General features: G+C 37.8%; 20 protein-coding genes. 13 read left to right on the forward strand and 7 right to left on the reverse strand.

Annotated elements, in window-relative coordinates; translation table 11 throughout:
* Window positions 1-35 precede the first annotated feature (35 nt).
* Window positions 36-350 (reverse strand): hypothetical protein, encoded by a 315-nt coding sequence (locus M0R36_03995; protein ID MCK9554963.1) that lies wholly within the window; start codon window positions 348-350, stop codon window positions 36-38.
* A gap of 19 nt (window positions 351-369) precedes the next feature.
* Window positions 370-603, reverse strand: a complete 234-nt coding sequence (locus tag M0R36_04000; GenBank protein ID MCK9554964.1) for a DUF5659 domain-containing protein — start codon at window positions 601-603, stop codon at window positions 370-372.
* Window positions 604-716: 113 nt separating this feature from the next.
* Here M0R36_04000 and M0R36_04005 point away from each other — a divergent pair, with 113 nt between their 5' ends.
* Entirely contained in the window at window positions 717-1,841 is a 1,125-nt protein-coding gene (locus tag M0R36_04005; protein MCK9554965.1) for a hypothetical protein, read from the forward strand.
* A gap of 24 nt (window positions 1,842-1,865) precedes the next feature.
* Here M0R36_04005 and M0R36_04010 read toward each other — a convergent pair whose 3' ends face one another.
* The 4 genes from M0R36_04010 to M0R36_04025 all read right to left on the reverse strand — a co-directional run bounded on the left by M0R36_04010 (window position 1,866) and on the right by M0R36_04025 (window position 4,733).
* Entirely contained in the window at window positions 1,866-2,453 is a 588-nt protein-coding gene (locus M0R36_04010; protein ID MCK9554966.1) for a histidine phosphatase family protein, read from the reverse strand.
* Between the two features lie 13 nt (window positions 2,454-2,466).
* Complete coding sequence (locus M0R36_04015; GenBank protein ID MCK9554967.1) at window positions 2,467-3,006, reverse strand: hypothetical protein; 540 nt, start codon at window positions 3,004-3,006, stop codon at window positions 2,467-2,469.
* A 69-nt stretch (window positions 3,007-3,075) separates the two neighbouring features.
* Window positions 3,076-3,567 carry an HNH endonuclease gene (locus M0R36_04020; GenBank protein ID MCK9554968.1) on the reverse strand — a complete coding sequence of 164 codons (492 nt, stop codon included), beginning with the start codon at window positions 3,565-3,567 and terminating at the stop codon, window positions 3,076-3,078.
* Window positions 3,568-3,569: 2 nt separating this feature from the next.
* Window positions 3,570-4,733 (reverse strand): DGQHR domain-containing protein, encoded by a 1,164-nt coding sequence (locus tag M0R36_04025; protein ID MCK9554969.1) that lies wholly within the window; start codon window positions 4,731-4,733, stop codon window positions 3,570-3,572.
* 233 nt (window positions 4,734-4,966) lie between these two features.
* On the opposite strand from M0R36_04025, the gene M0R36_04030 reads away from it, so the two are divergent.
* The 11 genes from M0R36_04030 (at window position 4,967) to M0R36_04080 (ending at window position 12,241) form a co-directional block, all read left to right on the forward strand.
* On the forward strand, window positions 4,967-5,608 hold the full coding sequence (locus M0R36_04030) for a helix-turn-helix domain-containing protein (GenBank protein MCK9554970.1): 642 nt from the start codon (window positions 4,967-4,969) through the stop codon (window positions 5,606-5,608).
* The gene (locus M0R36_04035; GenBank protein MCK9554971.1) at window positions 5,586-6,266 is read left to right on the forward strand and encodes a hypothetical protein; all 681 of its coding nucleotides are present in this window, start codon (window positions 5,586-5,588) and stop codon (window positions 6,264-6,266) included. The genes M0R36_04030 and M0R36_04035 overlap by 23 nt, the downstream gene beginning before the upstream one ends.
* A gap of 9 nt (window positions 6,267-6,275) precedes the next feature.
* Complete coding sequence (locus M0R36_04040) at window positions 6,276-6,779, forward strand: hypothetical protein (GenBank protein MCK9554972.1); 504 nt, start codon at window positions 6,276-6,278, stop codon at window positions 6,777-6,779.
* Window positions 6,769-7,161, forward strand: a complete 393-nt coding sequence (locus M0R36_04045) for a hypothetical protein (protein MCK9554973.1) — start codon at window positions 6,769-6,771, stop codon at window positions 7,159-7,161. The genes M0R36_04040 and M0R36_04045 overlap by 11 nt, the downstream gene beginning before the upstream one ends.
* A 341-nt stretch (window positions 7,162-7,502) precedes the next feature.
* Entirely contained in the window at window positions 7,503-8,450 is a 948-nt protein-coding gene (locus M0R36_04050; GenBank protein MCK9554974.1) for an aldolase catalytic domain-containing protein, read from the forward strand.
* Between the two features lie 7 nt (window positions 8,451-8,457).
* Entirely contained in the window at window positions 8,458-9,078 is a 621-nt protein-coding gene (locus M0R36_04055) for a bifunctional 4-hydroxy-2-oxoglutarate aldolase/2-dehydro-3-deoxy-phosphogluconate aldolase (protein ID MCK9554975.1), read from the forward strand.
* 45 nt (window positions 9,079-9,123) lie between these two features.
* Window positions 9,124-9,690 carry a hypothetical protein gene (locus tag M0R36_04060; protein MCK9554976.1) on the forward strand — a complete coding sequence of 189 codons (567 nt, stop codon included), beginning with the start codon at window positions 9,124-9,126 and terminating at the stop codon, window positions 9,688-9,690.
* A 55-nt stretch (window positions 9,691-9,745) separates the two neighbouring features.
* Entirely contained in the window at window positions 9,746-10,039 is a 294-nt protein-coding gene (locus M0R36_04065; GenBank protein MCK9554977.1) for an STAS domain-containing protein, read from the forward strand.
* A gap of 42 nt (window positions 10,040-10,081) precedes the next feature.
* Complete coding sequence (locus tag M0R36_04070; GenBank protein MCK9554978.1) at window positions 10,082-10,621, forward strand: DUF2062 domain-containing protein; 540 nt, start codon at window positions 10,082-10,084, stop codon at window positions 10,619-10,621.
* Between the two features lies 1 nt (window position 10,622).
* Window positions 10,623-11,963: an AsmA family protein gene (locus M0R36_04075; GenBank protein ID MCK9554979.1), complete on the forward strand. Its 1,341-nt coding sequence runs from the start codon at window positions 10,623-10,625 to the stop codon at window positions 11,961-11,963.
* Window positions 11,964-11,980: 17 nt separating this feature from the next.
* Window positions 11,981-12,241, forward strand: coding sequence for a hypothetical protein (locus tag M0R36_04080; protein ID MCK9554980.1), 261 nt, complete (start codon window positions 11,981-11,983; stop codon window positions 12,239-12,241).
* A 7-nt stretch (window positions 12,242-12,248) separates the two neighbouring features.
* Here the strand turns inward: M0R36_04080 and M0R36_04085 are convergent, their stop codons facing one another.
* Window positions 12,249-12,503, reverse strand: coding sequence for a hypothetical protein (locus tag M0R36_04085; GenBank protein MCK9554981.1), 255 nt, complete (start codon window positions 12,501-12,503; stop codon window positions 12,249-12,251).
* Between the two features lie 65 nt (window positions 12,504-12,568).
* Between M0R36_04085 and dusB the strand changes: the two genes are divergently transcribed.
* Window positions 12,569-13,537 (forward strand): tRNA dihydrouridine synthase DusB, encoded by a 969-nt coding sequence (gene dusB, locus M0R36_04090; GenBank protein ID MCK9554982.1) that lies wholly within the window; start codon window positions 12,569-12,571, stop codon window positions 13,535-13,537.
* Window positions 13,538-13,541 lie beyond the last annotated feature (4 nt).

Below are 13,541 nucleotides of genomic sequence, written 5' to 3' on the forward strand. Positions count from 1 at the left end.
GCACAAAAGACAGAGTATATAGATCTATACCATACCTATGAGCGAATATCGGGATCGAACTTCCCCGTGAGCTTGTATCTGCACATCCCACCAAATAACCCACCTTTTTTTGTTCTTTCGATCCACCCCTTTTTAATTAAGCCTTTCAGTGCTTTAGAAAAGGTATGATCTTTAAAAACAGGCCTCATTTGTGTGTATGTCAAGGGGATATCTCCATTATTTAGTCCTGTATAATTTCTTTTTAAATACACATATGTAATCTTTTCGGAATTGGTTAAATCAAACCAATCTTTACCAATTATCATTCTTCTGTTAAGCATCACAAATGGGGCTGATTTTTTCTTTTTCATCTTAATCTCTGTTCATTTGCTACTTATTAAAAATTAAGTCTTTTAAGGTTTTTATGGCATCTGAAAACGCCTTAGCATTTATCAGCGCTTCTTTTCTCCAATAAGAATCTGTGAGTTTCCGGCAAACGGCAACTTCTTCAAAAATAAAGACTTTTCTATTATTTTCGTTTTCTAACTGTAATAACTTACTGTTTGAGGCATAAAGGAAGGCTGCTTCATAAAGATCTCTTGTTCTGTATAATTGTTTTTTCATCTATTTCTCCTACTATTCATGTTTTTGATATACGACATACTTATGATATAATAGGAAAATAGTTGACATAATATTATGTAACTAACGTTTATATAAATAAATATGGATATTATATGAAAAGCAACAAAGAGAAACGCTGGTTGGAACCCCAAAACAATTCAAAGAAAATCATCCGACGTTTTAAGATAGCTAAAAGCTTGTGGTATTTAAAACTAAAGAAAGAGATAGAGATAGAGAAACAAGTACCACTTGAGGAATTAGAACCCTTTATTATAGAAGATATAAAAGCCATAAAAAATCTTATAAAAAAACATCCACAATACAATAAACTCCCCCGGGAAATAAAAAATAAGCCGGAAGAATTAGAATCTTTTGCAAAAGAAATCCTTGCTTCATATAAGCAAAAGCTGTCATCTTATGTAAAACAAAAGGGGGTGGTTAAAGAACTACCCTCATTGGAAAAATCTACAGATCTTAAAATTAAAGAATATATCAACCATTCTAAAAAAATAAAATTAGCAGTAAGCGATTTGCCTCTTATAGAAAACATATCCGATAGCCTGCCCGAGGAGATTGCCTACAAACCATCTAATTTTATTCAAAAAATAGATCCTGCTGCATTTAAAAAAACAAAGGAAGATAGGCATATCGAGGATATTGGAAAAGATATTCGATTAAAGCATAATAAAAACCTACTTGAAAAACATCCGGACATGCTCTCTTCTATATATGAAGTCTGCTATAAAGACACGAAATCGATTTATTCGATTGCAAAAAATGCCTCCGTGCCCTATAGAAAGTTTTTATATATTATTAAAAAACTCAACCTGCCCACAACAGAAATGGCCTATGGCAGAAAAGATATTCTTATTGATGAGAAATTAGCAAAATCGATTCTTGAGATATATCAATTAATATTGAAACAAACCGAGGTTTATTCTTCCTGGATTAAATTTTTAAAGAGAAAAAAATGGTCGAAAAGCAGAATTTCTCACTTCATGAAAAGGAAAACAGACAAAGGAATTGTACCTGAATATTACTTTGAATGGATTCGCCCCTCGCGGAAAAAATTTAACCGGATAAAAAAGAATGTCCCTCTTCGCTTAAACGAAATTTTCCCTGATTATACCGAGCAGCAGAGGATTCCCAATCTAATGACGAGGAAAGAAATTTTATCAAAACTTAAACCTGAACCCCTAGACTTTTTTGATTATTTGCGGAAGAAAAAAATCTTATAGCGACCCCGGGAATTTCTCCTCCTTTTATACAACAATCTCAACAAACCCCGCGTTTTTAACATCATTTGCGCGGATAAAAGCTCTAAATTCGCTCATTGACCCTTTGTGTAATTCAGATATACCCTTCTGCAACACCCAAAGCATCCCTGATATAAACTGTTTATGGCTGAATAGGGCAATGGTCTGTTCTTTTCGTTCTTTTGTCTTTTTTATCGTATTGTGGACTCGATTGAAAAAATCCCTGAAAGATTCTGCTCCGGGGCCGTCACAGTAATCATTATCGCTCTTGTCCCAATATCCTTTTACCATAGGAAATCGCTCTTTAGGGGTTGTATTTTGGCACTTTGCCGGTGATAAATAGGTAAACTCATGGGTATCCCACTCTTCGCTTGGGATATGGCTGAATTTAGCTATCACGGGCCCTGCGGTCTGCTTTGTGCGGATATAGGAAGATGTAACAATCAAATCAGGGGCTTTGGGGATGTTACTTGCCAGTAACTCTGCCTGCTTGAAGCCAGTTTCAGTGAGTTTTATCGATGCCGGATCGGATGTCGCAACCCCGATATTAGATTCACTCTCAGCATGCCTGATTAACCAGATTTTTTTGTTCATTGCTTTACAACAATTATAAATCTATTTTTCCAACACTATTATCTTTCTTTAGATAATATAATCTGATAACCCTGTTTTTTAACTCTTTGTAAATTATCGTTGCTCCAAATTGGTATTTATATCTATCATCTTCTAAAAACCGAATGACGATATCTTTGTCTTCTTCAGAATCTTCATCTTTTTTCGCTTCTATAACAAGGTAATGTTGCGCTCCTTGAACTTCAGTTGCTCGGGAATGGATTAAAATATCCGGTCTTACAATTTCTTCTTCACCATTTGCTTTCCTCAAATATTTTTGATTTCTATAATAGCGGTTATATTCAATATCTACTTTATAAACATTCTTATAGACTTTGGTAATTTCTTTTTCTAAGTATAAAGCAAGTCTATGATTTATACATACCTCATGAAGTTTTCTTTCAAGTTTTTTTCTATGCTTGTCATATTCTTCTATTTCTGCCTCCTTAGGCAGTTTAATTAGATCCGAATCATTCAACATGAGTAAATCAAATGAGTTAAGTATGATTTGTTTTGCTTCTTTAATTTGCTTCATTAACACCATGCAGCTATCCCTTTTCCATTGTGGAAAATATTATGTTTTATTTTTTAGAGGATTTCTAATTTATATAACATTGTTTGATTCTGGATGAAGTTTCCACCAATTTCGAGGCAACCGTAAGCTATTTCCAATAGATCTATTACAGTTTTCGCAAGCACAAACAAGATTATACTCGCTATGTGACCCGCCTAAATCTTGAGGAATAACATGATGAATCTCTATTTTTTTTTCAAATCCACAGTATTGACATAGAAATTTATCTCTTTGGTATATTTTGTTTTTAATATTTTTGTTAAATCTCTTGTTTTGCCCTTGAGCATAAAACTTATCCCATCTTCGTGCAAAATAACATGGGTTCAAGGCTACATGAAATCTACTATCCAACAAATCAATCTTTCTTTTAATTTCGGAATTATTTTTTAATGTTCTGAAAGATGTTAATAGTATTAATTCGTTAATTTCTATTTGTTTTTTAATAAATTTCAGAAAAGATTGAACTTCACCATTAGAACTAACAATTATAAGCTCTTCTAGTTTTTTAATAGATTCTTTCAATTTTACACTTCTATATTGATATTAGTTGTGTCACTTATTATCTCATACATTTCATCTGCGATTTTTTGTGCTCCAGGTCTACCTGATTTGCCCGCCGTAAAGTCTCCTTTGCTATCCCAACAATTTTTAATTTGTCGTTTAACCTTCGAGAGTTTCATCTGAAAACCCTCTTTTTTTAAAGATTTGGTTGTCAATAATTCGCTCATGAGTTTTCCTCCAATGATTCCCAATGTTTGCATTCCAGTATTTGTCATAAGCTTGTAATTTCTTGAGTCCATCCACTCAGAAGGCCAAAGTTCATGCACTGCGTTAAAATAATTAACAACCGCTGAAAATAGCGTGTCTTTATTATTGATACTTGCATGTTGTGGAAAATTTCTCAATAATTGTCGAACCCCATCTAATAAGCTCTTCTGCTTTATAAGATAAGTTTCTCCTTTTGTTTTCTTGCCACCTTTATGTATTTGACCACAGAAGGGACTTTTACCGTCATTGCCTAACTTGGTTACTATCCATAAGGCTTTATTGTTAGTCCATAGAACATCGTCCGGTGTAAGTTGTTGTTCTATTCTCAATAGATGTGAAACATCTAGTTTTTTTTGTTCAGCGTTAATTGTTCTGAATATGGATCTTTCATTCTCTATTGCAATATTTTCTATAATACAAAAAGGCGAATATACTTCCCTTAACTCCGTATATGTCTTAGGTCTGATTTCACCACCAGCAAAGTATAATCTATGATTTCCATCAACTCTAGAGATTGCAATTTTATTGTTTTTTTTATATTCATTTAATTTATCCCAATTTATCTGGATTTTTACAAATGACAAATTGGCATCTTTTGGTCCTTTAGCACGTGCTTGGTCTTTTATGCGGATCGTATCTTTGATCCGTATATTAAGAATAATTTCCGGCCATAATGAATTTTCCTTTTTATAATTATTTTTTGCAAATTCATATGCTTCTCTTGCATGCTTTGGTTTTAAATTTCTTTGGGTCCCGTTAGGGTTATTATTTTGATGATACTCATCTGCCTGAGACATCTTAGACAATATCGATAAAGGAGCAAACCCGCGATAACACTGTACTCCCAAGCAAATACCAGCCATAGCGTATATCGGACTAATTTCAATCTTATTTTTTTCAGTTTTTTTCTTTTGTGACATTTTTCCTCCTTATTTTTTAATTGAACAAAATCTATAACCAATTGCATTATAAAAACCATTAAGCCGGAGGAAAAACAGAGGTGAGATTTCAAAACGGCATAATAATAATATTCCTTTTAAATTATGGCGTCAACATATTGAACTGATTATTTTGAGTTATGCCTATAACAAATAACTTGACTTATCTGTATATTTTTGGTATTAATTGTATATTTATTGGAGATAATACAAATATGAGCAAGAATAAATTCAATTTTGAGGAAGCATGTATATACCTTAACCTCAAAAAAAACACTCTGTATAAGTATGTGGCGGATGGGAAAATCCCCTGCCACAAAGAAGGGAAAAACCTATATTTTATTAAAACAGAACTAGATAGTTGTCGGTCTTCTCAAGAAATTACTTCCAAAACACTCTCTTTCCTGAAAGATTGCGTCCATTATATTAAAAGTTTTATCAAACTCTTCTATAGACTTGCAAAAGACAAAACTATCTCACCGGCAGCACGTATCACCGCAGGCGTTGCTGCGCTATATATCATTACGCCGGTAGATCTTATTTTTGATGGACTGCCTTTCATCGGTTATTTTGATGACTTATTATTTTCAAGCCTCGCTATAGGTATTTTGTTAGGAGCCGCTGGAAAGGGTAAAATTATAGGACACTGGAAGGATATCACTGGTGAAGATAGTGAAAAATTCGACATTCTAATCTTCAATATCGAGTGTTCTGGTAAAAGTTATATGAAAAGCATTCGCAAATACGAAAAATTAAAAGCTATTTTTAAGAAAAACTTGGAAAAAGGATCTCTTATAGATAATAGCCAAGAAAACCATATAAAAGGATGGTGTGATGAAGATGAAAAATCTGCGTGAAGGAAAACTGAATCTCCTTCAAAAAAATCCTAAAAATAGCAAAACCCAAACAAATAGAAAGGGAGACGCTAACTCTCATTACAATACTACTTCTTTTAAAAATAATGCCGAGGTTCTAAACTATTTATTTTCTATGATTAAAATTAAAGCTAAGATGCTTGAGATAAAAGAAAATATAGAAGATGAAAACAAAAAAATCAAACAAGTCACTAAACTAAATCACAGGTTTAATGAACAAGAAAGAATCTTTAGCAAAAGACTTGCATTATCAGCGCATATTTTCCCAATACAAAAAATAATTAATAGATATCGGCTCACAGAAAAAGAATTCTGGTTAATAATTGCTATTCTTTATAATGAATGTCACCGTGGGATACATGCTTATGACTACCCTATAGCACTTGTTTCTTCCAACGAAATAGACTTCCTGAAATCACAACAATTATTACAGCCGGGCAGTAAATTGATAAAACATAATCTTATTATTATTCAGGAATATGAATTTTTTGATAGTGGTTTCAAAATATCTCAAGACTTAAAAACTTTCCTATTGAATGATGTACCCACAAATTTAGATCTGGAAGTGAAAAGACTGTTAATTAATAACTGCTTAGATATCAAAGATAAAGAGGGCTTTAGAAACCTTTTAAATAAATAAGGAGGGTTTATGGAAAAAATCTCTTTTGAAAAGGCCGAAGAAAAAGTAGACCAAATATGTAAAATTTTAAAAGATTTCTTCAGTGAAGAAACCTATACTACTATTAAAAAAGATTTAAATGGAGAACATTTTATCAATATTCATTTAGATAGGATAAAAAAACGTAGGGTTTTTATGTCAATTAACATGAATGGCGATTTAGGTGTTCACATTGCAAAAAAAACGCACCACACCGAACATAAAAAATTTCTCTTAAAGCTTAGGGAAAATGGGTTTAAGGTATATAAACAGCCGCCCCCATCTACTGTTAAAAACGATTATATCCGATGGGATATTCCAATCGAAGAATTAAAGCTCCTTATAAAACTTTTATACGAGTACTGGGCAGACGTCAGGGGATTTAAGAAGAGAAAGACCCCGCCGAGGTGTTTCCAAAAAGCAAAACATTTATTACACAACATACGAGAATGGGGAACCAAGATAATGAGATTGAGGGAAAAATATGAATCATGAAAATGTTACAAAAACCATATACTTTTCAATCTTAAGTGAGAAAATTCACGGCATAACTTTATTCGCCCTGCTTTGTTCAGGCATAGCATTTATTTTAACTTTTTTGCCCTACGACCTTCTGTTTGTTCCCCAAAAATGGATAGACTCTTTGCCCCTTATATTTACACACATGGCAATTTTGGTCTTTTTAGGAATTATAGGTACAAAAATAGGCAAAAAAGCCCGGTTGTTATGTGAAAATCAAAGAAGCAACAAAACAATATCCACTATTGCAATATTACTGGGTAGAACCATTGTTATATTCTGGATATTTGTATCAATATTTCTATTTATACAGGGGTTGCCATTTATAATCGGGTGGCTTGGGCCGTCAACATATTGAGCCGATTATTTCAACTTGCGCCCAAACTGTGCCCATCCGATGTATAAACTAACCGTAATAGAAATAATTAATGTAAATAATGTAATTTCATAAGGGGTTTTGGGGGAAGGGGTAAAGTCATAATATGTTAATATACAGGTGGTTATACAAACTGTTCCTGTCTGAATCCTACCTCCTCCGCCAGTCCCGCCTTTGGCGGGAGAGGGATGCCGAAGGCACCATCCTACTTGCCTATACTTCCCAATAACTTCCCACTTGCAATTTTACCCTCATCGTGCTAATTTATTCAGCCTGCCCCACAAGGGGTGCAGGGTTCTCAACTTAAAACAAAGGAAAATAAAATGTATAGACCGCAAATCAAGGTGCTTGACTGCACGATAAGAGACGGGGGGCTGATAAATAACCATCTTTTCGACCACCGTTTCGTAAAAGAAGTCTATAAAGGGATTTCCGCTTCGGGCGTTGACTACATAGAGCTGGGGTATAAAAACTCAAAAAGCCTGTTCTCCCCCAAAGAATACGGGGCATGGAAGTTCTGTGAAGACGATGAAATCAAAAAAATCAAAGAAGGTGTCGAATCGAACACTAAAGTCGCCGTCATGGTGGATGTGGGGCGCGTTAACTTAGATGATGTAAAGCCTAAGGCTGAAAGCCCGGTTGATATGATAAGGACCGCCACTTATGTAAAAGATATTGATAAGGCTATACATATGGCCAACCATTTTGCCGATAAAGGGTATGAAGCAACACTGAATATCATGGCCATATCACGTGACAGGGGTTCTGCGTTGACAGAAGCCCTGCACCAGATAGAAAAAGAAAGCAAAGTCATCGCCGTTTATATCGTGGACAGTTTCGGGACGTTATACCAGGAAACAACCGAGGAACTTGTAAAAGAATTCAGGTCTATTCTCAAAACAAGGGAAGTCGGGTTCCACGGGCACAATAATCAGCAACTTGCCTTCGGTAACACCATTGAGGCGATTATACATAACGCGAATTACCTCGACGCTACAGTGTACGGAATAGGCAGGGCCGCCGGCAACTGCCCGCTCGAACTGCTGGTAGGTTTCCTGAAAAACCCTAAATTCGATATACGGCCGATTCTTGATTTGATATCAAAGGAATTCATACCTCTCAGGAATGAAATCGAATGGGGCTACATCATACCCTACGCCATAGCCGGAATGATGGGCGAACACCCGAGGGCGGCCATGGCGCTGCGCAACAGCGACAAAAAAGAAAATTACCGCGAATTTTACGAAAGCCTGACTAACACGGGGCTGTAAATTTATTATGGATATAAGAGAGTTTAAGCAACTCCCTATTATGGGGATACTGCGCGGAATTGAAAAAAGTTCGATAGAACCCCTGACGGAACAAATCATATTATCCGGGCTAAAAACAATTGAAGTCGCAATGAACACAAAAGACGCCCCGGAGATAATCCGAAATATAAAGACACTGTCCAAAGGCCGCCTCACCGTCGGGGCGGGAACAGTTCTTACGCTTGATGACCTGCGTTCGGCGCTGGATGCCGGAGCTACTTTTATCGTTCTTCCCGTTTTGATAAAAGATGTCGTGGAATACTGCGTAAAAAACAATATTCCTGTTTTCCCGGGAGCATTAACGCCGCAGGAAATTTATAACGCATGGTCAATGGGCGCGTCTATGGTAAAAGTGTTCCCCGCAAAATTCTTCGGCCCGGCTTATTTCAGGGAAATAAAAGCCCCGTTTAATGATGTCGGGCTTTTAGCCTGCGGCGGCGTGGATAAAAATAATATAAAAGAATTTTTCTCATGCGGCGCGTCCGCCGTCGCGTTCGGCGCAAGCATCTTTAAAAAAGAGCTGATAAGAGGCGGCCGTTTTAAGGAAATAAGAGAAGACATAGAATCTCTTATCAACGCCTGTGAATAGCCTTGTTTATTTTTTCTTTTTATTTCATCACGCAGATGGTATAAAATGACCGTTATGGTTCGCTTGGCATTTTTCTCTTTTCTGGTCATGTTGTTCTCTGTCTTTACAGACAGCCCGAAGCATAATGCTTTCGCTGTCTCTCCCAACGCGCTGATGCGCCCCAACCTTGAAATCGTCGTAACAAAAAGCAAGACGGATTCCTTCGACGGGAGCGACTATGACAACCGCCAGCAGACGTTCGAATTCACCGTAAAAATCAAGAACAAAGACTTCAGCAAAGACCTTGAAAATCTGAACGCGGAATTGTATGTCATCGGAAAATACGTAACCTCAAACGAATATGTATTGCTCGACAAGGTAACTTCGTCTTTCGGCCTCCCGAGAGGCAAGGAGCACAGTTTTAAAGGCAACCCCATAGAACTTTCGTATGACGACAATCAGGCCGCCCGTTTCGGCGTAAAATATAACGGGTATCTGGTTTTTGTTGAAGACCAGGACGGCAATATTATCGCGGAAAAGGGGAACAAGACATCGTTCCTCAAATATATGGATAAACTCAGAAACCTGAGCAAAGAACAGAGATTCAACAAACAACTCGATATTACCGACTAATCCCTTTTCCCGGTTTTCTCTGTAATATCAACAACCCGAATCGGAGGGATCAAATATGGTCAATTATAAAACTGAAAACAACAAGCTTATCTGTTCATTTTCGCACAGGCTTGACAGCGCTAACTGCATCAAATGGGAAGAAGGCCTTTTCGAAAAAATCAAAGAAGCTAAAATGCCGGTTGTTTTTGATCTTGAAAAAGTAAACTACATAGCTTCTCATTTCCTGAGAATCTGCGTGAAAACCGCGAAAGAACTCGGGAAGAACGATTTTCTTATAATAAACTGCCGGGAACCGGTGAAAAAAGTGTTTAACATATCAAATCTGGAGAACGTGCTGGACATAAGATAATTTCTTTGACTATGAAAAAAAACTGCTATATCATAAGGCATTATGATACCCTTTGTTAAACTTCCCGTAAAAATCGTAAGGCTTTTCGATTCTAATACCTCGCCGTCTGAAGTAGCCGCAGGCTTATGTTTAAGCATGTTTATGGGGTTTATCCCTTTAAACGGCCCCATGGCAATTGTCCTTTTCCTGTGTTTCTTCCTGTTTAAAATCAACCGCCTGGCCGCAATGCTTGTTCTTCCGTTATTCAAACTTTTATACCTCGCGGGAATATATAAACTTACAGACTGGCTGGGGGGCGCTTTACTGATAGACGCGCAATTTCTTACATCGTTCTGGAGTTGGTTAACCCATTTGCCCGTACTGGCATTGTTACAGCTCAACAACACGCTGGTGGCAGGCGGACTGGTCTTATCCTTAATATTAACTATTCCGGTTTACATTGCCGGGAAAAAAGGGTTTTTACTGTTAAGGGACAGGTACTTCGTCAAAATCAAAGAATCCAAACTCGTAAAATTCATAAAAAAAATGCCGCTCGTCAGCAAATTAACCGCCCTGGTGGAAAAAGCGAGAACTATGTATTAATATGAAAATCATAAACATAAAAGGGATTTCCATAATATTAGCCGTTTTGCTGGTGCTGCATTTTGCGGTGGGCCTGATTATCTCGCCCGCGGCGGGAAAATTCATAATTAAAACAATCAACGAGAACAGCAACGCTAAAATATCTGTCGGGAAAATCAGCGTTTGGCCTTTAACATTATCATGCTCTTTGTCCGATGTAAAAATATTCGATCCCGAAAACGAAAAAGAGCGCATAATATACGTCCCCAAAGCGTCCCTGAGGCTAAGCCTTCTCGCTCTTCTCGGAAAAAGAATAGCCGTCGGCAAACTGAGCATATCCGATGCCGAGATAAACCTCAAAGGCGAGCCGGACGGCAGTTTCAATATACAGAACATCACGAAAAAGCCGGAAGCGGCGGACAAGGCTGAAAAAGCATCAGCTTTAGAACAGATGAAAGGGAAAAAAGACCTGTTTTCCAAAATATATGACAAAATTAAAAAGGAACCGTCAGGCAAAAAACCGGATGAGAAGGCGACACAGAAAGAAAAACCCAAAACTGTTGTGAGAGAAGTAACGCCCCTTCCCAAAGGAAGGTTCGTAACTTTTAAAAAACCTGAGGATAACTATCTGATAGAGATAAGGACCGCGCATATACATAACGCTTCTCTGCATCTTGAAGACGCAGAAAAACAGTCTATAGACTTCAAAAATGCCGAGATAAAAGCGGGCGGAATAGGAATCGACGCTGTTAACGGGGCTGCTTTCAGGGAGTTAAAACTTAAAGGCGCCGTAAACAAGAACGGCGTTGACGCGGGAAAGATTACTTTACATTACAGGCAATCGGGGTCGGATAAAACAGATATAGTCTTAAAAGCAAATGAAATTGATGTCCCTTCCGTAAGTTTCATATTTGAAGATTCACTGCCGGTAACAATAAAGAAGGGGAAAGTTGATATTGATTCGGAAACAAAAATAATCGGGACCGGCCTTGATTCGGAAAATTCGCTGAAGTTGAGCGGCCACGAAATTTCTCCGCGCAATAACGCGGATCTGGCCGTAAATATGATTCCCATGCCGCTTATCTGCGATGCCGTAAACCAGGTTAATCCTTTTGAGCTGAGATTTAAAATTACCGGCACTACCGAGAACCCCGAATTCAAAGGCTTTGAGGAATCCCTTTTCAAAATAATTAAACCTTATTTATCAAATGTTACGGAAAACCTGAAAAAACAGGGTGAAAATTACCTTAAAGGCCTGTTCGACAAAAAATCCGAACCCGCCGCGCCGGCGGCGCAAGAGGAAAGCTCTTCGCAAGACATAAAAGAAGACACGGTGAACAAGCTTAAGTCCCTTTTCAAATAACCCCCGGAGAAAGCTTCATGATATTCGAAGCCATTATGCTTCTATGTTTCGGAGCCGCATGGCCCGTTTCCATCTGGAAATCCTACAAATCAAAAAGGAATGAAGGGAAAAGCCCGTTTTTCCTTTACATAATACTTCTGGGATATGTTTCCGGGGCCATTTATAAGATATTTTATAATTACGACGTGATAATCGCGCTTTTTATCCTGAACATACTTATGGTTTCCGTGGATATAGGTATTTATCACAGAAACAAACGGCTTGCGGAATCAGCCTGATTCCGGGTTACTCATCGCGCATACTGCGTCTCAAAGTCCTTCTTTCCATAACCTGCTGCTGTGTTCTTTTGCGGGACTTTGAACTATTCGCAACCGCATACCCTTTATAGGTTTTTGCGGTCATATTGCCTTTATTATGAATTCTGCCGGAACGAGTATCGCCGGAATCTTCGTTTTGAAGTTTTCTGCATCTGTTTCCCGCAACACACACGCCGCCTGAAATCACCAGCATAAAAATAAGCGCGAATATAATCTTTTTCATTTAATCTCCTTAAATAATCACCGGCACATTATGATACAATAAAACGTCTTTTATGGCAACCGGCTATGTTAAAAATAGGCAATATCACAATTAATTCGCGTCTTATATTGGCTCCTCTCGCCGGAGTCAGCAATCTGCCGTTCCGTTTGATCTCAAGAAAACACGGGTGCAAATTCGCTTTTACGGAAATGATAAGCGCGCGGGCCATGTATTATAAAAACAGAAATACCCTGAAGATGCTTGAATCCAACCGGGATGATAAACCTCTGGGAGTCCAGATACTGGGCGATGACCCCGACATTCTGAAAGATTCATTAAAAATACTTAAAATTTTTCCATTTGATATATTAGACTTTAACGCCGCATGCCCGGTGGGAAAAGTATCTTCAAAAGACAAAGGGGCAGGCCTGCTGAAAAACCCGGCCAAACTGATAGACCAGTTGTCGGTTGTCATTGAAAATACAGATGTCCCCGTAACCTTAAAAATACGTTCCGGGTGGGACGAAGGAAATATCAACGCGGTTTATATCGCCGCGCAGGCGGAAAAAGCGGGAGCAAAAGCCATCTTCCTGCACGGCCGGACCAAAGTCCAGGGCTATGCGGGAAAAGTCGATTATTCAATCATAAAGGAAGTGAAAAAATCGGTCCGGATACCCGTTATAGCCAGCGGAGACAATGTAAACCCGCAGATGATAAAAAAGATGTTTGATGAGACAGGGTGTGACGCCGTTACGATAGCAAGGGGCGCTCTGGGCAACCCGTGGATTTTTGAAGCAACGGAAAAATACCTGGAAAAAGGCGCGCTTCCGGCTCCCCCGCCGGTAACTGAAATAATAAATACTATGAAAGAACATTTAAACCTCCTGAAAAATTTCTACGGCGAGAAAAAAGGCGCGGCTGTTTTCCGGAAATTCTTCGCATGGTATTCGAAGAATTTCAAAAAAGTAAAATCTCTCAGGGAAAAATCATTAAAAGCAAATAACGTTGAAGATATGCTCGCGGTCATAGAAGGATTAAAAGGTCTGCCGCAGTAAAAGG

Source organism: bacterium (assembly GCA_023228325.1).
GTDB lineage: Bacteria > Auribacterota > UBA6266 > UBA6266 > UBA6266 > UBA6266.

Excerpts from the sequence above, each read along its gene's own strand:
- M0R36_03995 (MCK9554963.1), bottom strand. The coding sequence starts at position 350 with ATGAAAAAGAAAAAATCAGCCCCATTTGTGATGCTTAACAGAAGAATG.
- M0R36_04000 (MCK9554964.1), bottom strand. The coding sequence starts at position 603 with ATGAAAAAACAATTATACAGAACAAGAGATCTTTATGAAGCAGCCTTC.
- M0R36_04005 (MCK9554965.1), top strand. The coding sequence starts at position 717 with ATGAAAAGCAACAAAGAGAAACGCTGGTTGGAACCCCAAAACAATTCA.
- M0R36_04010 (MCK9554966.1), bottom strand. The coding sequence starts at position 2,453 with ATGAACAAAAAAATCTGGTTAATCAGGCATGCTGAGAGTGAATCTAAT.
- M0R36_04015 (MCK9554967.1), bottom strand. The coding sequence starts at position 3,006 with ATGAAGCAAATTAAAGAAGCAAAACAAATCATACTTAACTCATTTGAT.
- M0R36_04025 (MCK9554969.1), bottom strand. The coding sequence starts at position 4,733 with ATGTCACAAAAGAAAAAAACTGAAAAAAATAAGATTGAAATTAGTCCG.
- M0R36_04030 (MCK9554970.1), top strand. The coding sequence starts at position 4,967 with ATGAGCAAGAATAAATTCAATTTTGAGGAAGCATGTATATACCTTAAC.
- M0R36_04035 (MCK9554971.1), top strand. The coding sequence starts at position 5,586 with ATGAAGATGAAAAATCTGCGTGAAGGAAAACTGAATCTCCTTCAAAAA.
- M0R36_04040 (MCK9554972.1), top strand. The coding sequence starts at position 6,276 with ATGGAAAAAATCTCTTTTGAAAAGGCCGAAGAAAAAGTAGACCAAATA.
- M0R36_04045 (MCK9554973.1), top strand. The coding sequence starts at position 6,769 with ATGAATCATGAAAATGTTACAAAAACCATATACTTTTCAATCTTAAGT.
- M0R36_04050 (MCK9554974.1), top strand. The coding sequence starts at position 7,503 with ATGTATAGACCGCAAATCAAGGTGCTTGACTGCACGATAAGAGACGGG.
- M0R36_04055 (MCK9554975.1), top strand. The coding sequence starts at position 8,458 with ATGGATATAAGAGAGTTTAAGCAACTCCCTATTATGGGGATACTGCGC.
- M0R36_04060 (MCK9554976.1), top strand. The coding sequence starts at position 9,124 with ATGACCGTTATGGTTCGCTTGGCATTTTTCTCTTTTCTGGTCATGTTG.
- M0R36_04065 (MCK9554977.1), top strand. The coding sequence starts at position 9,746 with ATGGTCAATTATAAAACTGAAAACAACAAGCTTATCTGTTCATTTTCG.
- M0R36_04070 (MCK9554978.1), top strand. The coding sequence starts at position 10,082 with ATGATACCCTTTGTTAAACTTCCCGTAAAAATCGTAAGGCTTTTCGAT.
- M0R36_04075 (MCK9554979.1), top strand. The coding sequence starts at position 10,623 with ATGAAAATCATAAACATAAAAGGGATTTCCATAATATTAGCCGTTTTG.
- M0R36_04080 (MCK9554980.1), top strand. The coding sequence starts at position 11,981 with ATGATATTCGAAGCCATTATGCTTCTATGTTTCGGAGCCGCATGGCCC.
- M0R36_04085 (MCK9554981.1), bottom strand. The coding sequence starts at position 12,503 with ATGAAAAAGATTATATTCGCGCTTATTTTTATGCTGGTGATTTCAGGC.
- dusB (MCK9554982.1), top strand. The coding sequence starts at position 12,569 with ATGTTAAAAATAGGCAATATCACAATTAATTCGCGTCTTATATTGGCT.